This is a genomic window from Stieleria varia, from assembly GCF_038443385.1.
Classification (GTDB): domain Bacteria; phylum Planctomycetota; class Planctomycetia; order Pirellulales; family Pirellulaceae; genus Stieleria; species Stieleria varia.
Genome location: NZ_CP151726.1, coordinates 534,945 through 557,044, shown reverse-complemented (window position 1 = coordinate 557,044; position 22,100 = coordinate 534,945). Strand labels below are relative to the sequence as shown.

13 protein-coding genes and 1 tRNA gene are annotated in these 22,100 nt (G+C 55.9%); 11 read left to right on the top strand and 3 right to left on the bottom strand.

Annotated features, from left to right (window positions below):
- The first annotated feature begins 205 nt into the window (after positions 1 to 205).
- The 5 genes from Pla52nx_RS02040 to Pla52nx_RS02020 are packed head-to-tail and all read left to right on the top strand — an operon-like array spanning position 206 to position 7,927.
- The gene (locus tag Pla52nx_RS02040; RefSeq protein ID WP_231741643.1) at positions 206 to 907 is read left to right on the top strand and encodes a GntR family transcriptional regulator; all 702 of its coding nucleotides are present in this window, start codon (positions 206 to 208) and stop codon (positions 905 to 907) included.
- Positions 904 to 1,818, top strand: a complete 915-nt coding sequence (locus Pla52nx_RS02035) for a dihydrodipicolinate synthase family protein (RefSeq protein ID WP_146518045.1) — start codon at positions 904 to 906, stop codon at positions 1,816 to 1,818. The genes Pla52nx_RS02040 and Pla52nx_RS02035 overlap by 4 nt, the downstream gene beginning before the upstream one ends.
- Positions 1,819 to 1,823: 5 nt before the next feature.
- Complete coding sequence (locus Pla52nx_RS02030; protein WP_146518645.1) at positions 1,824 to 3,422, top strand: sodium:solute symporter; 1,599 nt, start codon at positions 1,824 to 1,826, stop codon at positions 3,420 to 3,422.
- The gene (locus Pla52nx_RS02025) at positions 3,419 to 4,879 is read left to right on the top strand and encodes a sulfatase (RefSeq protein WP_146518044.1); all 1,461 of its coding nucleotides are present in this window, start codon (positions 3,419 to 3,421) and stop codon (positions 4,877 to 4,879) included. Before Pla52nx_RS02030 ends, Pla52nx_RS02025 begins: the two co-directional genes overlap by 4 nt.
- Before the next feature lie 51 nt (positions 4,880 to 4,930).
- A complete protein-coding gene (locus tag Pla52nx_RS02020) occupies positions 4,931 to 7,927 on the top strand; it encodes an exo-alpha-sialidase (protein WP_231741640.1) in 2,997 nt (998 codons plus the stop codon).
- A 140-nt stretch (positions 7,928 to 8,067) separates the two neighbouring features.
- Here Pla52nx_RS02020 and Pla52nx_RS02015 read toward each other — a convergent pair whose 3' ends face one another.
- Both Pla52nx_RS02015 and Pla52nx_RS02010 read right to left on the bottom strand, forming a co-directional pair.
- Positions 8,068 to 9,246 carry a redoxin domain-containing protein gene (locus Pla52nx_RS02015; RefSeq protein ID WP_146518043.1) on the bottom strand — a complete coding sequence of 393 codons (1,179 nt, stop codon included), beginning with the start codon at positions 9,244 to 9,246 and terminating at the stop codon, positions 8,068 to 8,070.
- Between the two features lie 619 nt (positions 9,247 to 9,865).
- Positions 9,866 to 11,551 carry a peptide chain release factor 3 gene (locus Pla52nx_RS02010; RefSeq protein ID WP_146518042.1) on the bottom strand — a complete coding sequence of 562 codons (1,686 nt, stop codon included), beginning with the start codon at positions 11,549 to 11,551 and terminating at the stop codon, positions 9,866 to 9,868.
- A 648-nt stretch (positions 11,552 to 12,199) separates the two neighbouring features.
- On the opposite strand from Pla52nx_RS02010, the gene Pla52nx_RS02005 reads away from it, so the two are divergent.
- Positions 12,200 to 13,486, top strand: coding sequence for a TCR/Tet family MFS transporter (locus Pla52nx_RS02005; protein ID WP_146518041.1), 1,287 nt, complete (start codon positions 12,200 to 12,202; stop codon positions 13,484 to 13,486).
- 490 nt (positions 13,487 to 13,976) lie between these two features.
- Here the strand turns inward: Pla52nx_RS02005 and Pla52nx_RS02000 are convergent, their stop codons facing one another.
- A complete protein-coding gene (locus Pla52nx_RS02000) occupies positions 13,977 to 14,303 on the bottom strand; it encodes a hypothetical protein (protein WP_146518040.1) in 327 nt (108 codons plus the stop codon).
- Positions 14,304 to 14,423: 120 nt separating this feature from the next.
- Between Pla52nx_RS02000 and Pla52nx_RS01995 the strand changes: the two genes are divergently transcribed.
- The 5 genes from Pla52nx_RS01995 (at position 14,424) to Pla52nx_RS01975 (ending at position 22,028) form a co-directional block, all read left to right on the top strand.
- Positions 14,424 to 15,176 carry a glycosyltransferase family 2 protein gene (locus Pla52nx_RS01995; RefSeq protein WP_146518039.1) on the top strand — a complete coding sequence of 251 codons (753 nt, stop codon included), beginning with the start codon at positions 14,424 to 14,426 and terminating at the stop codon, positions 15,174 to 15,176.
- A gap of 177 nt (positions 15,177 to 15,353) precedes the next feature.
- Positions 15,354 to 17,051: a hypothetical protein gene (locus Pla52nx_RS01990; protein ID WP_146518038.1), complete on the top strand. Its 1,698-nt coding sequence runs from the start codon at positions 15,354 to 15,356 to the stop codon at positions 17,049 to 17,051.
- A 428-nt stretch (positions 17,052 to 17,479) separates the two neighbouring features.
- Positions 17,480 to 17,563: transfer RNA gene (locus tag Pla52nx_RS01985), tRNA-Leu, on the top strand.
- Positions 17,564 to 18,549: 986 nt separating this feature from the next.
- Positions 18,550 to 21,078 carry a circularly permuted type 2 ATP-grasp protein gene (locus Pla52nx_RS01980; RefSeq protein WP_197454213.1) on the top strand — a complete coding sequence of 843 codons (2,529 nt, stop codon included), beginning with the start codon at positions 18,550 to 18,552 and terminating at the stop codon, positions 21,076 to 21,078.
- Positions 21,075 to 22,028 carry a transglutaminase family protein gene (locus Pla52nx_RS01975; RefSeq protein WP_146518036.1) on the top strand — a complete coding sequence of 318 codons (954 nt, stop codon included), beginning with the start codon at positions 21,075 to 21,077 and terminating at the stop codon, positions 22,026 to 22,028. The genes Pla52nx_RS01980 and Pla52nx_RS01975 overlap by 4 nt, the downstream gene beginning before the upstream one ends.
- The last annotated feature ends 72 nt before the right edge of the window (positions 22,029 to 22,100 follow it).

The following is a 22,100-nucleotide window of genomic DNA, read 5'->3' as shown; positions in this document are numbered from 1 at the left end:
GTTGGGAGGGCAAAGCATAAAAGAAATCGCGGCGGAGCGGCAGATGCTGCCCAAAACCACACTCGCCAGCACGAAACACTTGCATCGGCCGACCGATCGGCTAAAGTCTATAGACTTCTATGAACTAGGTGCCGATGCCTCGACACCGATGCCTTGATACCGATGCCTTGATACCGATGCCTTGATACCGGCACCTGGAGCGCTCGTGACGTCCACTCACGCACAACTTGCCTACGAAAACCTGCGGTCGAGGCTCATCGCGGGCGAGTTTCAGCCCGGCAGCCGCATCCGGTACGGGCCTATCGGCCAGGAACTCGGGATCAGTGCCACCCCGGTCCGAGAGGCCATGGGATTATTAGCCAACGAAGGATTTGTGGAGCTCGTCCCGCAACTCGGCGCGGTGGTTCGCAGCGTCAGTCGGACCGAGTTGATCGAACTGTACGAAATGCGTGAGGCCATCGAGCCTTACGCGGCGGCCAAGGCAGCCCAGCGAGCCGGCCGATCACAGCTCGATGCGATCGGCCGCACACTCAAACGGATGCAGGCCTTGGCGACAAGAGTCGACCATTCCAAAACCAAGGTCGCCGGTCGGCAAGTGACCGCCGACTTTGAAAAAGCGGACTTGGCATTTCACATGTTGATCATCGAAGCGACGGGGAATCAAACGATGGTCCGCAGTGGTGAAAGCTCCAATGCCCTGATGCGAGTCTTTGCGACCGAGCGACACGCCTACGATGCCGAGCTGATGAAATCGACTTGCCGGGACCACCAACAAATCTTTGACGCGATCGCTTCCAATAATCCTGTGGCGGCTTCCGATGCGATGCAACAACACATCGCATCCGGGCTGGCCATTACACTTGACAACCTTGATTCCCAACGGAATCACCGATGGGAAACCCTATGACCTCCACTGCATTTTCGCTCAGCGGTATCGTTCCTCCTCTGGTCACGCCGCTCGCCGATCGCGACAAACTGGATCAGCCCGGCTTGGAGCGGTTGATCGAGCACGTGATCGCCGGCGGAGTATCGGGCGTTTTCATCTTGGGGACGACCGGTGAAGCACCTAGCTTGGGCTACCGATTGCGGCGCGAGATGATTTCACAAACGGTTCGCTTGGTCGACGGTCGCATTCCTGTGTTGGTCGGAGTGACCGACACGGCGTTCGTCGAATCGGTCGCCTTGGCCGAGCATGCCGCTCAGTGCGGTGCCGATGCGGCCGTGCTAACGACCCCGTACTACTTTCCCGCCGGCCAGACGGAACTGACGCGATACGTCCAGAACATCGCGCCGCTGATTCCCTTGCCCTTGATGCTGTACAACATGCCGGGCTTGACGAAGGTGTGGTTCGATATCGAAACGCTTCAAACGCTCGCGTCGATCGAAACGATCGTGGGCGTCAAGGACAGCAGCGGCGATTTGGATTATTTCAAACGCCTCTGCGAGCTGAAATCCATTCGCCCGGACTGGTCGGTCCTGATCGGACCGGAGGCCAAGTTGCCCGCAGCGATGGCCGCCGGGGGCGACGGCGGTGTGGCGGGCGGTGCCAACGTGATGCCTGACGTTTTTGTCGCCTGCTACAACGCGATCGTCGCGGGCGATGAAGTGGCCGCCAAGACAGCCCATGATGTGATCGTCGCCTTTCAAGCGATCTACGACATCGGCAAGTACGCATCGCGCCACATCAAAGCGACCAAGTCCGCGTTGTCGCTGATCGGCGTTTGTAACGATTTGCCCGCCGACCCCTTCAACCGGTTCCTGGAGCCACAGCGTCAACAAGTGGCGGACATTCTACGCGAGTTGGGAGTGTTGTCGTGAACAGCATGTGCCTTGCCTCAACGTTCTTCACCACGATCGATTGGTGCGTGCTGGCGGGTTACTTCGTCGTCATCTTGGCGACCGGCGTGTTCTTTTGGCGACGCAACAGCTCGTCGGATGATTTCACCGCCGGCGGTCGTTCGCTGCCCGGATGGCTTTGCGGCATGTCGATTTTTGCAACCTACCTCAGCAGCATTAGCTATCTGGCGTTGCCCGGCAAAGCGTTCGTGGACAACTGGAACTCGTTCATGTTTTCACTGGCGCTGCCACCGGCGGCATGGATTGCGGTGCGATACTTTTTGCCGATGTACCGGGCCTCGGGCGAAGTTTCTGCGTACTCATTGTTAGAAAAACGCTTCGGCCTCTGGGCGAGGATTTTTGCGAGTTGTTTTTATCTGCTGTTCCAAGTCGCCCGCATCGGTGTGGTGATGTATCTGATGGCGTTGCCGATGTCGGTGCTGTTCGGTTGGGACATCCGAACGTTGATCGTGATCACGGGAGTCATCGTCACCGCGTACGCTTTCGTCGGCGGGATCGTCGCGGTGATTTGGGCTGATGCGATCCAAGCCTTTGTGCTGCTGGCCGGCGCACTTTTGGCGTTGGTGATCATCTTGCTGGACATGCCCGAGGGGATCGGTCAAGTATTCGAGGTAGCCAATCGTGACGACAAGTTCTCACTGGGCAGCAGCAGTCTCACCAATGTGGCGGAATCGACGATCTGGGTGGTGTTCGCCTACGGTCTCTTTGAGAACCTCAAGAATTTCGGAATCGATCAAAGCTACGTCCAACGATACATCGCCTCTAGCAGTGATCGCGAAGCTGCCAAGAGCGTTTGGTTGGGCGCGTTGCTGTACATCCCCGTCAGCGCGATGTTCTTCTTCATCGGCACCTCGCTGTATGCGTACTACGAATGTCACCCCGAGGACATGCAGGAAGTCCGAATGGTGGTGGCCCGGCAACAACTGATGCAGCAAGGCGTTGACGATCAGTCCGACGGCTATGCTGACAGACTGCAGACCCTCGCCGGCAAGCTGGAACCCAAGCAATTGGGCGACCGTGTTTTTCCCCACTTCATCGCGTCACATTTGCCCACTGGCATTCGAGGCTTGCTGATCGCCGCGATCTTTGCCGCCGCGATGAGTACCGTTTCGACGTCACTGAATTCGTCGGCCACGCTGGTGATGAGCGACTTCTATGTCAGGCTGCTCCGACCTGAATCCACCGACAAAAATCGTGTGTCGGTGTTGAGAAGCTCGACGTTGGCGTGGGGGATTTTTGGCACCATCGTCGCACTGTTGCTGGTCCGATTGACCGACAGTGCGTTGGACATATGGTGGACACTCTCGGGCGTCTTGGGCGCGGCGATCGTGGGTCTGTTTCTGATGGGTGTCACAGCACCAAAACTTCGAGAGCGGTCGGCCGTCATGATCTTGTGCTTGGCGGTGGTTCTGATCGTCTGGATGACATTTTCGATCACCAACCATTGGCCAGCTGCTTTGGAACCGATCGCAAGCCCTTTTCACACGTACTTGGTGATCGTTGTCGGACCGACAATGATGATGTTGTTGGGGATGCTTTTTTCACGTAGAGGCGATGGAACATGAAAAAGTCATCAATGTTCGTCGTGCTGCTTGCCCTGATAGCTGGGCAGCATCTTGGATCTGCGAGTGTTGCATTCGCAATGCAGCCCAACATCCTGTTCCTCTTGGTCGACGACTTGGCCTGGTCGGACTTGGCCTGCTACGGGCATCCGTGGCATCAAACGCCGAACATCGACGGACTTGCGCAGTCAGGGATGCGATTCACCCAAGGCTACGCACCCGCTCCGATCTGCAGTGCTTCCCGCGCAAGCATCCTGTGCGGAAAAACCACGGCCAGACTGGGATTCGAATTTGTCACCAAATACAAACCTGGACAGCAACAAATCGATGCGCCAACGTTGTTGACGGCTCCACCGTTCAAACTGAACCTGCCGCTGAAGCAACGGACCATCGCGGAATATTTGGGTGACGCCGGTTACGAAACGGCGTTCTTTGGCAAGTGGCACCTGAACCAGCATCACGGCGGCTATTTGGGCTGGAGCCCCACGCACGGTCCGTCACAACAAGGGTTTCAGATTGCGAGAGAAGACTTTGGCGCACACCCGTACTCTTGGAAAAAGAGTCCGCAGAAAACAATCCACACGGTCGACGAGTTTGCCGGCGACACGATGATCAACGGTGTGTGCGACTACCTCTCGGCTGAACATTCCCAACCGTTCTTTGCCATGGTGTCGTCTTTCTACGTGCACACGCCCGTGAAGACGCCGTGCCAGTGGTTGCTGGATCGGTACGAGAACGTGATTCCACTGAGTGCCGGAAACCGCCAGAATCGAATCCAGTACGCTGCCTTCGTGACAACACTGGATCATCATGTGGGACGCATTCTCGATGCGCTGGATCGATCAGGTCAGCGAGACAATACGCTGATCGTCTTTATGTCGGACAACGGCGGCCATCCTGAGTTTACGGGAAATGGGCCACTGAGAGGTTCGAAATGGAATCTGTATGAGGGCGGTGTGCGGGTGCCATTGATCGCGAGCTGGGCAAACGAGATCAAGCCGAACTCACGATGCGACGTCCCCGTGATCGGTTACGATCTGTTGCCAACATTCGTCGAGCTTGCCGGAGGTCATGCCGTCGGAGTGGACGGGGTTTCGATTCAGCGTTTGCTCAGAGGAGACTCTATCGAACCGGACCGTGACTTGATTTGGCACTTTCCCTACTACCATCCCGAACGTGGTTACGGTGTGGCCCCGGATACCATCGGCATCGATGACTTTGTGACCAGCAAAACCCATCCGCAATCCGCGATCAGGCGAGGTCGATTCAAACTGATTTGGTTTGCCGAAGATGAACACGTGGAACTGTATCACTTGCACGACGATCCAGGTGAGCAAAACAACTTGGCCGCGAGTCAGGCTGAACGTGCCCAGCAAATGCAACTCGCGTTGCTCGACCAACTGAAACAAATGAAGGCGAGAATGGCGCAGCAGAACGCCACATCACCGACCCCAAAATGATTCCCCCCCACACCATGACGAAACCTCCTTTCCCCAACGAGTGAGCGTATCATGCCTCGATTCCACTTTCCTGCGACCGCGATGCTCGCGATCATGCTGATCACCTCTTGGTCGGGCAACTCCGCGTGCCAATCGGCTGAGTTGACAGAACTGCCGTACAACCATCCTGGACTCAAGGTCGACTTGGGTGTCGGGCTGTGGGCGTGGCCGATGCCGATGGACTACGACGGGGACGGTGACCTCGACTTGCTGGTCGCATGCCCGGACAAACCGTCCAATGGCGTCTACTTCTTTGAAAACCCCACGCAAGATCCGTCTGAAAAGCTGCCCGTGTTCAAACCTGCTGTGCGCTTGGGTCCGGCGAGCCAGAACATGCAAGTCAGCTACGTCAACGGGCAGCCGCATGTCTTGAAAAATGGCTACGAGTACCCACGTGATGCCACCACCGGTGTTTTCAACTTTGACAAACCCAACAAGATCTATCCGACCAATAACGTTCACGCCAACAAAACGCGTGGCAACATGTGGCGGTACGTGGACTACGACGGCGACGGTGACCAAGACCTCGTGATAGGTGCCGGAGACTGGACCGATTACGGTTGGGACCACGCGTACGACTCCAGCGGACGTTGGCACAACGGTCCGTTGCACGGATATGTTTATTGGATCAACAACGAGGGCTCCAGCGAGCAACCCAAGTACTCCAAGAATCCCCAACGAGTCAAAGCCGCCGGCGGTGACATCGACGTCTACGGTTGGCCATCACCCAACTTCGCTGACTTCGACGGCGATGGTGACCTCGACTTGTTGTGCGGTGAGTTCATGGATGGTTTCACCTACTTTGAAAACGTCGGCAGCAGAACCGAGCCCGACTACGCCGCAGGACAAAAGCTCATCAACAGCTCTGGTGAACCCTTGGTGATGCACTTGCAGATGATCACCCCGACGGCGATCGACTGGGACGGCGACAAGGATTTGGATTTGATCGTTGGTGACGAAGACGGCCGGGTGGCTTTGGTGGAAAACACGGGCGAGTTCCGCGATCAACGGCCCGTCTTTCACGCTCCGGTCTACTTTCAACAGCAAGCCGACACGCTGAAATTTGGCGCGCTGGCTACACCGTTTGCCGTCGACTTTGACGGCGACGGGGACCAAGACATCTTGTGCGGCAACACCGCAGGAAACATCGGATACTTTGAGAATCTTGGCGACGGAGAAAACGGTTTGCCCAAATGGTCGGCACCGTCGTTGATCGAAGTCAAGACGGCTGACGGCAAGTCGACTCAACCGTTCCGTGTGATGGCCGGACCCTCGGGTTCGATCCAAGGACCCTGCGAAGCAAAATGGGGATACACAACGCTGTCGGTAGCAGACTGGGATGGCGATGGAGACCTGGACATAATTTACAACTCCATCCTTTCGCGACTGGAATGGCTGCGAAACGATGATGGCGTGTTCGTGATTGCCGACATGACGACCCCACCCGGTGAAGAGCCGCCCGCATGGTACTGGTGGCAGACAGAGTCGCCCGAATCGATCACGCAGTGGCGCACGACGCCGCTTGCGATCGACTTTGATGGCGATCAGAAACTCGACTTGGTGATGTTGGATCAACAGGGCTACCTCACCCTGCGGCGATCGGGACAAAACGCAGAGCGGATTTTTGTCGCCGCCGATGGCCAACCCTTGCAGTTGAATCCAAAATCCTGCGGAGGCTCAGGGCGTATCAAACTCGCCGTGGTCGATTGGGATCAAGACGGACGCTTGGACGTCTTGGTCAATTCAGAAAACGCGAGTTGGTACCGCAACTGTGGGGATTTCGACGGCAAGATCTTGCTCAAAAAGATCGGCAACTTGGCCAAACGCAATGTGGCGGGACACACCTCCAGCCCATCGGCATGCGACCTCAACCGCGACGGAAAGCCCGACTTGATGGTCGGCGCCGAGAACGGACGTATCTACTACATCGCTCACGACGACTGTGAGACCTTCGACGAACAGCAGCTCAATGGAACGATCACTGAGCAACCCGAAAGCCGAATGCCTGGACTGGTGCATGACGAGTTTGTGTTCACCAAGCCGCCGACGAAGGAGTGTCATGCGTCGACGGTCTGTCAGACCAGTCGCGGTTTGGTAGCCGCTTGGTTTGCGGGGACGAAAGAAAAGAACGAGGACGTCGGCATCTGGACCAGCTATCACGACGGCGCCGGTTGGACTTCACCTCAACAGGTCGCCACCGGTGTCCAACATAGCGAACTGCGCTACCCGTGCTGGAACCCGGTCTTGTATCAGCCACCGGGCGACGCGCCGCTGATTTTGTTTTTCAAGACCGGTCCCGATCCGCAATCCTGGTGGGGCGAGATGATGGTCAGCTACGACCGCGGTCGGACCTTTCGCGATCGACGACGGTTGCCCACAGGAATCGATGGTCCGGTGCGTTGCAAGCCGATCTTGTTGGATGATGGCACGCTGTTGTGTGGCTCATCGACCGAGAACGACGGATGGCGTGTGCATTTTGAAAAAGTTGCCTTGGTGGGTGGTCAACCCGAGGGCACATGGAATCGAATCGGACCGATCAACGATGCGACCGATTTCAATGCGATCCAGCCCACCATCATGCGTGGCAAGGACGGTTCGCTGATCGCCTTGTGCCGTACCAAAGAAGGAGTCATCGCAAGCACCAGCTCGCGCGACAACGGTCAGTCCTGGTCGGCATTGCAAGCGACCAAGCTGCCCAATCCGAACTCCGGAATTGATGCGGTCACGTTACAGGACGGGCGGCAACTGTTGATCTACAACCACTTGGACAGCGGAAAGACAGGGTGGGGACGTCGCGGAATGCTGAACTTGGCAATGTCCGAGGATGACGGCCAGACGTGGCAAAGGGTCGGAGTGTTGGAGCAGGAACAAGGAGCCGAGTTCAGTTACCCGGCAATCGTCCAATCCGATGACGGTCTGATCCACGCGACGTACACCTGGAAACGACAACGCGTCAAGCACGTCGTCTTGGATCCCAACGGTTTGAAAGTGGAAACAGGATCGAATTAGCTCGCGACAATTGTCGTCAAATCAGGCTGACCTCATCAGCAAGAGACGGTGACCAAAACGATGCACCGAGATCTCGCGTTCGATCGGCCCAATGATCCTTCATGCAGGCATGAATTGGGCGTCCATTGCGGACGCCAAATTCACCTTTCTGATTCGTGATCCGATATCTGCTGTAGCAATTGGTTGACCGCTTCCCGCATCTGTGAATCCAGGCCCTTGTCCAGTTCTTTTTTCAGCAACGTGACTGCCTGATCGTTTTGCCCTGCCAGTTGATGCAACTGAACCATCATCATGGTCTTCCTGGTATCTGCTAATCGTTGCATTGCAACTGGCATGTCGGCGAACTGATCCGACGGCATCGCGTCCTGCAGTCTCTGTAATGCTCGCTGGGCGAGTGAAGCGCGATCGATGTTCACGTCAGGCGGTATTTGGAACAGAATGGACACTGCCAACCCGATCGTCTCAATGCTCTGTTTCGGCGAGTCAAGCATTTCTCGAACGACTCGTTCGACTTCGTCCGATCGCTTGAGTTTGATGAGCATTTGAACGCGGAACGCGTGCAACATTTGTAGTTCGGGTTGATCGGAGCCCTCGAACTTTGCGAACTCCTCGTCAATGGCTCTCAAAACTTCCTCTGGTCGTTCCGCATTTCGTTGCCGAAAGATGGAAAGTTTCCTGACCGCAGCCAGGACATCCTGTTTTTGCTTGAACTCGACCGCAAACGTTTCTCGATCCCAATCGCCTCGCATCACACTCTCCAGCGGTGCATCGATCAGTCCAGGATGTCCGACCCATTCGATTCGCTGAGTCTTGCCCACCATGAATGCGATGGGCACACCGAGTCCCTTTGCCGCGTCGACGTAGTCTCGGTGAACACTTCGGTCGGGGTCCGTCGTGATCGAGAAAACACTCGTCAGATCGCGATAGGTTTGCCCGCCGGCATCAGGCACCTCGCGATCCAAGAAAGCCTGCACGGCCTCAAGTGGCTCGTCACTTACACTAATCAGTCGCAAGCTTTCGTGACCGTATCGTTGTTGCAACTTGGCCAAATGAGGAATCTCGGTGATACACGGCGGGCACCATGTGCCCCAAAACTCGACGATGTAAACCGTGCCATCCATGAACGCCCCGACTGGGGTGTCCTGTTGGTCCGTGGCCGCCAGCCAATGTTGAATATCCAGTTTCGGCGCCGGGTCTCCGATCGTCAGGGTGGGTGGATCCTCGGGAACACGATGCCCCGTATCCACGTCATCGCTCCAAAGCGATGTTGATCCCAATAGCCCAACGACACACACCAACAGACCAATTCGCATGTTCATAGCACTCGACTCCACGAGAAAGAGTTCCGTCAAAACAAAGTCGCTTGTATTAATGCAATGATACAATGGGTCCGTATGGTTTTCAAGCTTAAATCGGCGCAGAAATGAGGGCCAGATTTTGCCGTCAGGACCCACTAAGAGCGTTTTGTGAGTGCTTTGTCTTGGTTTTCCAATCACCGGGTCGGTCGACCGTGCATTTTCCAAGGTTTCTCAATCGTCTGTGCCAATGCTTGAATTCACAGTAATGACCAATCCATTGATCTGCGCTTTACTCCGTGCCAATCTGCAATGATCTCCGGCGCAACCGGAGCGATGGCGGTGGCAGTGGCTACGAGAATCGTCATGGTTTCGAACCGAGTTCATTGAGCATCAGCGCAAACTTGCCGACGCTGTTCTTCCGCACATTCGATGATCCACCAATAACATTGGCGATCTTGTGGATCATCCTCGCCTTCGCTCTCGCTGCGGTTGCTCGCAAGCAGAGTTGGATTGGAAAGGGTTCATGAATCCAGTGTCTTTAATCAGTGTCTTCAAGTCGCTCACACTGAGCACCGCCAATCGCTCGCCAGCGACCCGCCAGCGACCCGCTCGATCGCAATATCTGGCAGGGCAGGCATCTTCAGCTGTCAGTTTGCGAGGACGAATGGAGATCCTCTACGGAGGATCGCGTCTCGTGGATCGCGTCAAAGGAGAATCCAGGATTGTTACGCAAGAGTTGCTTTAAGTCCCACTCCGACTGAACCAAGATTGCGGGACTTCCAAAAAAATCCTTCACCAGCTTCGCGCCGTAGGGACAGGCCAGCGAGACGTTCCGATCATTGCAACGATACCATCTCGCATGGGTGTACGGCAGCTTCTGCAACTCCGCGGGCGCTTTGTATTCCGATTCCAAGCGAAAACGCACGACATCGAATTGCAGTTCACCAACGGCTGCAAGAACCGCATCCCGTTGACGCCCGGTTCCCCAAAACAACTGCACGGCACCTTCTTCCACCAGCTGATCGAGTCCGCGATCAAACTGCTTTCGACGAGAAGTTTCAGGGCACCGGATACTTGCAAAGACTTCTGGTGGAAACTGGGGCACGCCCGGATACAGTACCGGTGACCTTTCAAAAACCGTATCGCCAAGACGGAGTTCTCCGGGACATACCACACCGATGATATCGCCCGGAAAGGCTTCGTCCATCGTGAAGCGTTCGCGACCGAACACTTTCAATGCCCTGGGGAGTCGAATTCGATTTCCCGATCTCGCCACTGTCACATCCATATCTCGCTCGAACCGTCCGGTACACACACGAATGAATGCAACGCGGTCACGATGCATGGGATCAAGGTTCGCTTGTATTTTGAAAACGAACCCTGAAAACTGCGGCAGATCGTTGGAAGTGCCGATCTCGTCCGTCTGAGGTGAGGTCGGTGGCGGACAAATATCGATAAATCCACGAAGAAACAACTCCATCCCAAAATTGGTCAAAGCGCTTCCGAAGAACACAACGGTTTGATCGCCCCGAAGAAATTTGTCGCGCTGATAGCTAAGCCCGGCATGCTTGACGAGTTCGATCTCCTCTGCGGCATGCAATAGAATATCAGCCTGAAGGTGCTGCCCGATCGATGGAAGATTGACGGAGGAATCGTCGATCGACAGAGGATCATTTGATTCCAAGACTTCTGCCCAACCTCGTTGCCGCGATGTATCGCGAGAATCGCTTGACTCCGCATCGTACAAATGCATCTGATCAGTCGCAATGTCGACAATCCCCAAGAAATCAGGACCGTTTCCGACGGGCCAATTGACGGGCACCGCCTCGATCGAAAACTCTTTCTCAATTTGGCTCAGGATTTCAAGCGAAGATGGCCCAGGGCGATCAATTTTATTCACAAACGTGATGACGGGTATTCCCCTCGCCGCACATACCCGGAACAACTTCTCTGTTTGAGTTTCGATTCCTTTTGCTGCATCAATGACCATCACGGCGCAGTCAGCGGCCATCAAGGTGCGATAGGTGTCCTCGCTGAAATCATGGTGCCCCGGTGTATCAAGTAGATTGATATGAGTACTTTCAAACGTGAATGTCAAAACGGTTGAACTAATGGAAATCCCTCGCTGCTTTTCCAATTCCATCCAGTCGGACCTTGCAGTGCGTTGTGACTTACGTCCGCGCACCGCTCCGGCGACTTCGATCGATCCCCCGAACAGCAAAAGCTTCTCGGTCAGCGTGGTTTTCCCCGCGTCGGGATGCGAAATGATCGCAAAGGTTCTTCGATGCAACCTCGCGTTTTCGAGCTGCTTCTTTGTGATAGTCATTATTGTGAAATCTCTCGAGACCTTGGATCGAATTCCTAGATTGTCGCTTTGCGATTCTTCATTCTCTAACGTATTTGCAATCGTTGAAAAACTCGGTCAACGTACCCGTGTAAGTAATCACCGGTTCAGGCATCACTCGTATCACCGCGACGTAGAGCGTGTGCCGATCCATCTGCCCTGGGCAACGCTTCGCACCCACAATAAGGCACGAACACTTTGTCAAACTCAAGGCCTCTTGCAAGGCAAGCGTTCGTAATGACTATCGCTTTCTTGATCCCGTTGGATCGTCGCTACGACCGTCTTCAGCTTGCTGTCTGATGCTCGACTGAGCTCTTGTTGGAGTACCTCGTCGAGAATGATCGGAGCAGCCGAAGACACCGATATAAATCGCAGGTGAACCGCCATGGTCGAGGAATCAGCTCACGATGCCGTCGGCAAGCGCGGCGAAGAAATCGGCGTGAGAGTTATGGCGGCAACATGGGTTGCAGGATAACGCGTCCTTGCAGCGTGATCAAGTCGAAAGGCGATGGATCGCTCGCATGTACAGCGATAGATCAAAGCTGGTTTGGCGAACTCGGAGGAATCGACGAAAGGGAGTCGACCGACTAGGATTGTCGGGCTCCAGCCCCCACCCCGCGATTCTCGTCCATGTCCAATTCCTATCCGCCATCCCAATCCAGCGACGAATCCGCGGGTGATGGCTCGGCAGTTGTTCCGCCGCAGGGACCTCGAACGGCGGGGATCGCGTTCATTTTGTTGACGCTGTTCATCGATATTCTCGGCATCGGGATCGTGATTCCGGTGTTGCCCGAATTGGTCAAAGAATTGATCGGCGGAGACGAATCGGACGCGGCGGGCTACGTCGCCGTGATCGCCGCGTCCTACGCCGCCATGCAATTCATTTTTTCACCGATCGTCGGTAGTTTGTCGGATCGATTCGGACGACGCCCCGTGCTGCTGATGGCTTTGTTCGGTTTGGGCATCGATTTTGTGATCCAAGGTTTCGCGCCCAGTGTGACTTGGCTGTTCGTCGGTCGTCTGTTGGCCGGAGTGATGGGAGCGAGCTTCACCACCGCGAATGCGTACATCGCCGATGTTTCGACGGACGACACACGCGCACGCAATTTTGGATTTGTCGGCGTGATGTTCGGACTTGGGTTTATCGTCGGCCCCGCACTGGGCGGTGTACTCGGCGGCATCTCTCTGCGGTTGCCGTTTTTCGTCGCAGCCGGACTGGCGCTCGTGAATTGGCTGTACGGATTTTTCATTCTGCCCGAGTCATTGCCGCCGGAGAAACGCAGCGAGTTTTCCTTGCGAAAAGCCAACCCGTTTGGTGCGATGACGACGTTACGCAAGTATCCGCTGGCGTTCGGGGTCGCGATCGTTTTTGTTTGCAAATCGCTTTCGCAGCGAGGCTTGGAGAACGTTTGGGTGTTGTTCACTTCGGCAAAGTTTGATTGGAGCGAGCAGACCAACGGACTGATGCTCGGCTGGGTCGGTTTGACCGCACTGATCGTTCAAGGCGGGATGGTGCGCCCCGCCGTCAAACGATTCGGAGAACGCAAGACGTTGATCGCGGGGACGTTGATTTCGGCCATCGCGTTCTTGGCATACGGGTTGGCTAGCGCAGGGTGGATGATCCCCGTGATCGTGATGTTCGGTGCACTCGGCGGATTGGCCGGTCCCGCGATTCAAAGCCTGGTGACTTCCACCGTGGACGAAAAGGAGCAAGGACAAGTGCAGGGCGCGTTGACTTCCCTGATGAGCCTGACCAGCATCGTCGCGCCGTTGTTGTTCACCGGCGGACTGTTCAAGTATTTCACCAGTGACGCGGCACCGTTTCAAATGCCGGGTGCCCCGTTCATCGCCGGTTCGGCGATCCTGTTCGCATCGCTGTTCATTGCGATCGCCGTGTTTCGAAAGTACCCGCAGTAGGACGCCGATCGTCGCTCGACGTTACCAGTCGCAAACAAACGCCATCATACGCTCCAGCACAAACCAGACGTTCGTATTCGTGACACGATACTGCCACCTCCCTCGCGGAACGAGACTGCTGATTTAGTCGTGTTGCGTTGTGTCTGTGAGCCGATGGCGCTAGCCACGGGCCTCGAAGCGGTTTCGTCGACACCATTAGGCCCGCGGCTAGCCCGGATATTGCATGGGCATCTGTCACTACGACGCAGGTGTTAGTAGAGGCTTTGTTTACGTTGAAAGTAGGACGTTGCAGTTTGATACATCAGCCGCCACGCGATAGCGTCCGGTTCTCCGCCTGTAATCGGGAACCGGGTGCTAGCGCACTCCGGCTGATGCAATATCCGGGCTTGGCGAATGCGCGGGAGAGGGCCGTCTGCACAGGTCACCGGTTGGAACGAGCCGAACGTTCGTCGGGGCACGCTAGCGACTTGGAAAGTCGAGCGACATTCGCTCATCCAACGCCAAACGTGTTCTCGGCGAAATCCGCCAGAAACCCCTGTAAGATCACCAGACAGATCCAGTATTCCTCGCTGGTGAACCAGTCGGGGTCATCGATCCACGGAAATCGATTGTCATTTTGGCGGCCCTCGTCGCCCGAACGGTTTTCGGCTTTGGCGCCGAGATGACAGTGTCCAAACAGCCCGCAGGCGGCAAAAACCTGCTGTAAAGCGTTTCCTGACATCCAGATTGACCTCAAGACCGACTTTTTTGTCGGTTCTGAGGCGCCGCCAGGACTTTGGATGCGGTTTTCCACCGTTGATTGGTTCGTATCATTCATCACGGTCCCGCAGGCGGTCTTGGCCCACTGTTTGCACATTTATCAACTCGGGGCACTATTTCAGACAGCCGAAACCGACGATCATTGGCCGGTTACAGGCGAGAACAAACGGAAAGGCACATGGCAAACAACGAAAAATGGCTTGCGGCTCTGCCGATTTTTAACGAAGCACAATATGTCGACGGGATCCTGGACGAAGTCTCACGGTACGCCAGCGATATCCTGGTCGTGGATGACGGTTCTTCTGACCAGACGCCAGCGATCTTGGCCCGCCGTGATGACATTCACGTCGTGACCCACCCGCAAAACCGCGGCTACGGTGCCGCCCTGCAATCCGCGTTCGCATTCACCCTGCAAAACGGTTTCGACGGCGTGGTCACCTTGGACTGCGACGGACAGCACCAGCCCAAGCGGATCCCGCGATTCATCGAGATGGCTGCGGCCGCCGACATCGTGTCCGGCAGCCGTTATCTGAAACAATACGCCGGCGACGATGCACCTCCGCCGGAACGGCTATTCATCAACCGACGCATCACCGAGACGCTCAATCAACGTTTGGGCTATCAACTGACCGACGCGTTTTGTGGCTTCAAAGCCTATCGCGCCGAAGCCCTCACGAAACTCGATATCACCGACGACGGCTACGCGATGCCTCTGGAACTGTGGGTTCAAGCCTCTGCGGCAGGCTTACGCGTGATCGAAATCCCCGTGCCGTTGATTTATTTGGATTTGCAACGATCCTTTGGTGGGTCCCTGGATCACGCGGAAACTCGATTGCGTCACTACAATGACGTGATCGACGCGGCCGTCGCCCGCGTCTGCCGGTCCGGACGCAGCCTGTTGCCTGAGACCGCACTGACAAAATCCTGTTAGGCGTGCGGCAGAGGAAATCTACCGGTAGTGGACGAGGTAACGAGTCCTCAATTCGTTTTTCGCTACAGGGATTCGTGACCTCGTCCACTACGGCGGGGACAGGTTGATCTGCAGTTCGCTTCAATCCATCCAACCTATCGGCATCTAATGCCCTCTCGCAAATAGTTTTTGTTTTCTGTGACCCATCCGCCGTATCCCAAGACCGACGCCCCTGATGCGCCACCGGCGTATCAGGAGTACCGCGCTCCGCAGCGCCACGGCACCGCGCTGACCGTGCCCCGGCTCGATCAAGCCGCTTCGCTGTTGTCGGACAACCAAGCCTTATTAGCGGCGCTACCATCGGACTGGAAAGCCCTCCAACGCGAAGCCCGATCGCAGTTGATCGATGCGGCACGGCGATACACGTCGACCTATCGATCCGTCGAAACCTTGGGCGCCAACATCGATGCACCGATCGTGATGGCAGGACATCAACCGGCGATCTTTCACCCCGGAGTCTGGTTCAAGAATTTTGCGTTGGACCACATCGCTCGCCAAACCGGCTCCACAGCGATCAACTTGGTCGTCGACAACGACGTCGCAGCCGCCAGTGCCATCCGAGTCCCCACACGCGGCGCTGCCAATGGTCAAATCCATTACCACAGCGTCGCATTCGATGCAGCATCGGGCGGCGTTCCTTATGAGCAAACACTGGTCACCGATCGTGACCGCTTCGATCGGTTCGACGAAGCCGTCGTCAAGGTGGTGCGTCCTCTGGTGGCCGATCCCTGCATCACCGAGCTTTGGCACCACGCCCGGGCAGCAGTCCGACGCTGCGGTTACGCAGGCTGCGCGATGGCGCAAGCCAGGCATGCGTACGAGAACGACCTCGGGTTGCAAACACTGGAAATCCCCATCGGTGTCCTTTGTCGATCGATCCCATTTGCCAAGTTCGCGTTGGGCATTCTGCGCGACTTGCCGCGGTTTCACGAAATCTACAATCGTTGTACCGACCTGTACCGTGCGGCTCACGGAATTCGTAGCAACGCTCACCCGGTGCCGAATCTGCAACAAGACGACGAATGGCTGGAAGCACCGTTTTGGCTCTACGGAAACCTGTCGCCACAGCGTCGCGGCGTTTGGGTGCGATACGACCGAGCCGCTGACACACTGCATGTCAGTGACCGCAACAAACGGCTGGTGAAGATCCAACGACCGGATTCGGATGCCGCGGCCGAACAACTTTTCGCCGCCATGACGCAAGAATTCAAACTGCGTTCACGGGCACTCGTCACAACAATGTACGCCCGCTTGATCTTGAGCGATCTATTCCTGCATGGGATCGGCGGCGGAAAGTACGATCAACTGGGCGATCAAATCATGTCCCAGTTCTTTGCTCTCCAGCCGCCCCGGTTCATGGTCATGTCGGCGACCGTGCAACTGCCCGGTGCCGCGTTGCAACATCAGCCTGACGTCGAGCATCAGATCCGCCAGTTGCGTGATCAGATCCGGCAGACCCGATTTCAAGGCCAATGTTTTGCAGAGACCGGAGCTGTATCCAGCGATCTGGTGACGGCCAAGCAAGCGTTGCTGAGCGACATCCCCGAGCGGGGCGTCAAGCTTGCTTGGCACAAACAGGTGACCGCAGTCAACGCGGCGATGTCGGCTCAGTTGGCCGACGTGCGAGCTGAGTTGAATAGGCAGCTAGAGGCGGCTCGGGAGCGATCGCTCTCGCAAGCGATCTTGCGGAGCCGGGAGCATCCGTTTTGCATCTTCCCGATCGATTGGCTTGTCCAAACGTATCGGGGCATCCTGAGTGGATCATCGACCGCCGACAAGAATTTGGCCGACCAGCAACCAAACGGCGGTGAAGAGCAAACCCAGGGTGGTATGTAGAAAATCGGCAGTCATGGCGGTGGGGCACTACAGAATGGGGGAACGGGTCATCGGGGCCCGTTCCATGGCCCTGCACCAGCAGTGAAGCGACGCGTTCATCGCGTCGGACGCCTCGTGGCGTCATCGAAATTATCGGCGTTTTCTTGATCCCCGCCGCAGGGAAAAGCTCTCACAGAAGCTCATTCTCGCTTTGCCCGATCGATCGCATGGATCACCTGCGAGACGGCCGCCTACGGTGACCTTGCGGGCAGGCCCGACTTTTCTGACCAGGCAGACTTCCAGGCCGGCTCCGTGGGCCAGGTGTCAACCAAGGCAAAAAATCGCCGAAGAACAAGTCACAAGACCGCCGCTTGCACGAACCCGTTGGTTACTGAATAATCTCCTCTTCCTGGCAGACGACAAGAGTCATCCTCCCGGAGCAAAAACAAGCCGAAGTGGCGGAATTGGCAGACGCGCTGGATTCAAAATCCAGTGGCCGCAAGGTCGTGTGGGTTCGAGTCCCACCTTCGGTACTCAATGTGGAGAAACGACTGACAGCAAATTGCTGTCAGTCGTTTTTTCATGCGCCGGTGTCGCGACCGCTCCGCCGCCCCATGCGGCGACCTGCCACAATTTCAGAACTGGCTCCCCTCTCCCCCAAGATTTTCGCGAGACAAGCCGACCATCTCCAATGACTCCGTCGCGAAAATTTTGGGGGAGAGGCGCAGGGGGTGAGGGGGCATGCCACATGGCGAATCGCGAGACTGTACGCTCCATCGAGTAGGCAAAATCGAATGTTCCTAGGGAGAAGAAAAACCACCCAATCTTCACTGCTCGGAGATTAGCGTCCGTGATTGCCAAAGCTTAGCCATCTCCCATCACGAACCGTCCCCGTTTGGTTTACTTGCACTCCTGCCAATTGGTGTTCCCAAGAACACAGCCACGCAAACCACTGATACACACATCGACGCCCAGCGAATCGCAGCCGAGATGCTCGACGCAGCCAGGAGAACTTCGCAAGAAAACCTCCCTAATCGCACAAGCTCACTCCGATCCCCTCAGGGATCACAGACGGCAGCCACGGCTCGCCCAAGGCGCACCCGTGGCATGCTGTGTCCCCGCATCCTCCTCCCGCGTCCCCCGCTTATGAGTGCACCCAAGGCTCGGCTGAGAGAACTTCAGCTGCGGCATGTAGATCGTCTCCACGCTTTGCACCATTGGATCGCGAGATTGCATAACTATTCTCAACAAGCCAGCCATCACGCGGGCCAGTCGCGTGGCGCAACGGATTGTTCGACCGAACGGCCAACGTATTCTTCAAGGCGAGACGCGGCATCATGAGTTCGTCGCTCCGTGTTGATTGTCGCATTGGGGGGCAACGGTTTCGCCATCGCATTGATGATCCGCGACCTAGACACCTTGCTGCGATCGTCGCACCTTGATGGTCACCGTGGGACGCGAATCGTATACTATTTGCGTCGATGGAATTGCCGGGCGACCTTCGTGGAAATGGGAAAATATGACTGCGTCAGACGTGAATTCATCCGAGACCGGCGATTTGTTTCGGGACTATGTTCCTTCGCGCGGTGTGTATGACGAATACAAGATGGATTCGGGTGAATGGCGGCCTCATGCCAAATCTTTAGTGGCATCGATTCGTCAAATGGGTGCCCAAGAGTTTGGGAAACGATGGAAACAGACACAATCACAGATTCATCGAGGTGATGAAACGCGCATCGAGACGAGACGAGAGAACGAATTGGATCCGCTACCCGTCATTTTGCCGTCTTCCGAGTGGCAAGCGGTTGCGAATGGGTTGCGACAGCGCGCTAGGCTACTAAATCAAGTTCTGATGGATGTTTATGGCCCGCAACAACTGATCAAGTCTGGGACGTTGCCATCGCAAATGGTGTTCGGACATTCATCGTTCCTAGCATCCTGTCAAGGTCACTTACCGGAGCGTGGTAATGGCAACTTTCTGAAATTCTATGCAGCCGATTTGGCGCGTTCGGCTGACGGACAGTGGTGGGTGCTGGCCGATCACACCGAGGCGCCGACGGGAATGGGGTATGCGTTAGAGAACCGCATCGCCATTTCAAGTATGCTGCCCGATGTAATTCAGGAGTGCGGAGTTCAGCGGCTCGCAGGTTTTTTTGCAGAAGCTCGAGAAGCGCTGAAGAATACATTGCCTGAGAACCACCCCCGAGCGGGAAATCCTCGAGTTGTGATGTTGAACGCTGGCCGAAAGAGCCACAGCTACTTCGAGGATGCCTACATGGCGCGGTACCTCGGATACGAATTTGTCGAACCTGGCGACCTTTCTGTCCGCAACGGAAGGGTGATGCTCAAGACGCTAAAGGGACTTGTTGATGTTGACGTCATTCTGCGGCATCTCTTTAGCGAATCGATTGATCCACTTGAGTTCATATCAAACGCCAACGCGGGTGTGGCTGGGCTGTTTCGCGCAGCCAGATCCGGTCGCGTCGAGATTGCAAATCCGTTGGGCAGTGGTCTTGTCGAATCCCCCGCTTTTATGGCGAGTATGCCGCAATTGTGCCAATCGTTCTTGGGTGAGGATTTGTTGCTACCTGCTGTTGCGACTTGGTGGTGCGGTCAACCTCTTGCGCTTGCGTACGCATTGCGGCACTTGGGCGAACTGACACTTCGGCGATCCTCGCAACATCGAGTAGTCCATCACGCAGACGGATTCAAACCACTCACACAGAACGACTTGGCCGAGCTGGTGCTGGACAACCCCGCAGACTTTGCCGCGCAGGAAACAATCGACGGTTCGACCGCGCCGGTTTGGGGGGCAAGACCGTATCCCGGCTTCGTTTCATACCGCGCCTACCTTGTCTATTCGGGTACTTCTTATGTCGTGATGCCTGGTGCTTGGGCCCGAACAGCGACCGTGCTGGGGCCGAACGATGCGTCAACTGCGATCGGTTATAGGAGCAAGGATGTATGGATTGTCAACGAAGAGGCTCCCGAGCCACGGATAACTCTGATAATCCCCAGCCAAGTCGGGTTGCTTCAACGGGGCGGCACGGAAATCCCCAGTCGAACGGCCGACAACGTGTATTGGCTCGGCCGGCAACTCGAACGAGCCGAAGCACTTTCTAAATTGCTTCGGAGTACTGCCCGCCGGATGACGGGAGGGTTGCGAGAGACGAGCGAGATTGAACTGCCCTCGCTGCTACGGTGTTTGATACAGCTTGGTCAGCTCGATCCGGCCTATGCGATAGCGGAGATGGCGGCGGAATTACCGCCGATCGAACAAACGCTGCCGACAGTTGTCTTTGATCCAGCAAACCCGAGAAGTTTGCGGAGCATCCTAGATGGCGCGTTGGAGATCGAGTCGCTGATTCATGAAAACATTTCCCTGGATACATCGCGGTTAATCCACCGCATCAATGAACATTTGCGTCTGCCCCACCGGCACACCCCCAATGTCGCCGATCTGTTGGCGACCACGGACGAGTTGGTGACCGAGTTAGCGGCGCTCAGCGGAATTTTTGCTGCGAGTATGCCGCGTTCCCTCGTCTGGCGATTCTACGAGTTGGGGCATCGCATCGAACATTCACAGCAAATCATCAGTTTGATCGAAAGTATATCGGCATCGCCGGAAGATCCTGCTTCGATTATGGAGACGATGTTGGAGGTGACCGACAGTCTAGCCATCTATCGGTCGCGTTACATGGCGCGAATGCATTTTGACGCTACACTGGACTTACTTTTGGTCGATGAAACCAATCCGAGTTCCCTAGCGTTTCAGTTTGTTCAAATCGTCGACCACATCGAGCAGTTACCAGGTGTCTTAGAGCAGGCGACGTTTCCGCTGGAGAGGAAACTTGCCGCAACGCTCTTACATTCGGTTCGTATCGTGGACGCTCGCGAGGTCGCTCAGCACACCAACCATGAGGATCGACTGGCGAAGTTGACGACCGAGTGGATGGACGCTCTTCGCCAACTCTCCGATGCGATCACTCAGAAATACTTGCTCTACATTGGCGGAGTGCATTCTTTTCACGACGTGAGCGAAAAATGAATTACAAGGTCACTCATTGCATCAAATATATGTATTCGGCACCCGTTTCGATTTGCCACAATCTGTTGCGAGTGCATCCGCGTCAAACTCATACGCAAATCGTTGAGAATCACCAGTTGACCATTCATCCAACACCTGACGAAATGCAGCAATATCAGGACTGTTTTGGCAACCGTCTTTGCTATTCTGAAATCAGCAAACCGCATGAGACAATGTCGATCAGTGCTGAGAGCCAGTTGCAGGTAGCTCAGGTTACCACGATTGAGCCACACCTGACGGAGCCCTGGGACCAACTGACATCTCGATTAGCGTCAGAATTGTCGCCCGTAGTACTGAATGCTTGTCAATTCATCTCCGCCTCTAGGATCATCAAGCCGAATGCGAGATTAGCCGAGTATGCGAGGCCATCGTTCACTGCGGGAAAGCCGATTCTGGAGGCTGCCGTGGAGTTCGCAAGCCGCTTGTTCGATGATTTCAGCTACGATGCTTCTGCGTCCACAGTGTCACAGGATTTAGGTCCTTCCGAGCTGCTTCCGCATCGCCGCGTGCGTCGTGTTCAGCCAGACTCTTTGGGGCTGGCTGTTAACGTCGTCGACGACGTCTTGACGCACCGTCTCGGCAAAGCTGCGGATCTGGCTCACCTTTACATCGGCTGCCTCCGTTCATTGGGATTGGCAGCTCGTTGCGTCAGCGGTTACCTGCGAACGGTCACGCCCCCTGGCACGACTCGACCTGCTGGCCTGGATTCGACACATATGTGGGCATCAGTCTTCTGTGGTGCGGATGGTTGGGTCGACATTGATCCTACCATTAATGCCATCACATCTTTCGACCACATTGCTGTCGCTTGGGGGCGTGACTTTGACGAGGTATGTGCGATGAATGGGGTCTTCATCGGAAACGCTCAGGCGACGTCGTCGGTCACGGTTGACATTTCCTCGGAAGGTTAAACAGCGTAGACGTGTTCATCCACAGGCGACCATTGTCTCGCCAGATCAGCGGCCACCTAGCTTCCATGTAAA

What these genes read in the sequence shown, in the direction of transcription:
- Pla52nx_RS02005 (WP_146518041.1), top strand. Translation starts at nt 12,200, where the DNA reads ATGTCCAATTCCTATCCGCCATCCCAATCCAGCGACGAATCCGCGGGT.
- Pla52nx_RS02015 (WP_146518043.1), bottom strand. Translation starts at nt 9,246, where the DNA reads ATGAACATGCGAATTGGTCTGTTGGTGTGTGTCGTTGGGCTATTGGGA.
- Pla52nx_RS02025 (WP_146518044.1), top strand. Translation starts at nt 3,419, where the DNA reads ATGAAAAAGTCATCAATGTTCGTCGTGCTGCTTGCCCTGATAGCTGGG.
- Pla52nx_RS02010 (WP_146518042.1), bottom strand. Translation starts at nt 11,551, where the DNA reads ATGACTATCACAAAGAAGCAGCTCGAAAACGCGAGGTTGCATCGAAGA.
- Pla52nx_RS01980 (WP_197454213.1), top strand. Translation starts at nt 18,550, where the DNA reads ATGACTGCGTCAGACGTGAATTCATCCGAGACCGGCGATTTGTTTCGG.
- Pla52nx_RS01975 (WP_146518036.1), top strand. Translation starts at nt 21,075, where the DNA reads ATGAATTACAAGGTCACTCATTGCATCAAATATATGTATTCGGCACCC.
- Pla52nx_RS01995 (WP_146518039.1), top strand. Translation starts at nt 14,424, where the DNA reads ATGGCAAACAACGAAAAATGGCTTGCGGCTCTGCCGATTTTTAACGAA.
- Pla52nx_RS02030 (WP_146518645.1), top strand. Translation starts at nt 1,824, where the DNA reads ATGTGCCTTGCCTCAACGTTCTTCACCACGATCGATTGGTGCGTGCTG.
- Pla52nx_RS02035 (WP_146518045.1), top strand. Translation starts at nt 904, where the DNA reads ATGACCTCCACTGCATTTTCGCTCAGCGGTATCGTTCCTCCTCTGGTC.
- Pla52nx_RS02000 (WP_146518040.1), bottom strand. Translation starts at nt 14,303, where the DNA reads ATGAATGATACGAACCAATCAACGGTGGAAAACCGCATCCAAAGTCCT.
- Pla52nx_RS02020 (WP_231741640.1), top strand. Translation starts at nt 4,931, where the DNA reads ATGCCTCGATTCCACTTTCCTGCGACCGCGATGCTCGCGATCATGCTG.